The 1161-nt window shown below is 59.9% G+C and carries 1 protein-coding gene; it reads left to right on the top strand.

The window, feature by feature from the left end; all coding sequences use genetic code 11:
- Positions 1–4: 4 nt before the first annotated feature.
- The coding region (tuf, locus tag HDF14_RS25900; RefSeq protein ID WP_183981657.1) for an elongation factor Tu at positions 5–1161 on the top strand (1157 nt) is incomplete at its 3' end.

Genomic DNA, 1161 nt, shown 5'->3' with positions numbered 1-1161 from the left:
AGTCATGGGCAAGGAAAAGTTTGACCGGTCAAAGCCGCACGTAAACATCGGGACGATCGGGCACATCGATCATGGCAAGACGACGCTGACGGCGGCGATTACGAAGGTGTTGTCCAAGCACAACCCGAAGAACACGTTCCGTTCGTTCGACACGATCGACAACGCACCGGAAGAGCGCGAGCGCGGTATCACGATTGCGACCTCGCACGTAGAGTACGAGACTCCGAACCGCCACTATGCGCACGTCGACTGCCCGGGTCACGCGGACTACATCAAGAACATGATCACCGGAGCGGCGCAGATGGACGGCGCGATCCTGGTGGTTGCGGCGACCGACGGCCCAATGCCCCAGACCAAGGAGCACGTTCTACTCGCGCGTCAGGTTGGCGTTCCCTTCATCGTGGTGTTTTTGAACAAGTGCGATGCGGTTGAGGACGAAGAGCTGATCGAGCTGGTGGAGATGGAAGTTCGCGAGCTGTTGTCGAAGTACGACTACCCTGGCGACGACACTCCGATTATCCGCGGCTCTGCACTCGGCGCGCTGAATGGCGAAGCTCAGTGGGAAGCGAAGATCGACGAGCTGATGGCAGCGGTGGACAAGTACATTCCGCAGCCTGAGCGTGCGGTAGACCTTCCGTTCCTGATGCCGATCGAAGACATCTTCTCGATCTCTGGCCGTGGAACTGTGGTCACCGGCCGTATCGAACGCGGCAAGGTAAAGGTTGGCGAGGCCTGCGAGATCGTTGGCTTCCGCGAGACCCGTCAGACGGTCTGCACTGGCGTCGAGATGTTCAAGAAGCAGCTGGACGAGGGTCTGGCAGGCGATAACGCGGGGCTTCTGCTGCGCGGTATCGCGAAGGAAGATGTGGAGCGCGGGATGGTGTTGGCCAAGCCTGGTTCGATCAAGCCCCACACCGACTTCAAGGGCGAGGTTTACGTGTTGTCGAAGGAAGAGGGCGGACGTCACACTCCGTTCTTCAACGGCTACCGTCCCCAGTTCTACTTCCGTACGACCGACGTGACGGGTTCGGCGAAGCTGCCTGCAGGCACTGAGATGTGCATGCCCGGCGACAACATTCAGCTGGAGATCACGCTGCATACGCCAGTCGCGATGGAGAAGGGTCTGCGCTTCGCTATCCGCGAAGGTGGACGCACCGTCGG

Origin of the sequence: Tunturiibacter gelidiferens (assembly GCF_014201335.1) — a bacterium.
Classification (GTDB): domain Bacteria; phylum Acidobacteriota; class Terriglobia; order Terriglobales; family Acidobacteriaceae; genus Edaphobacter; species Edaphobacter lichenicola_E.
This window is presented reverse-complemented; position numbering and strand designations above follow the sequence as displayed.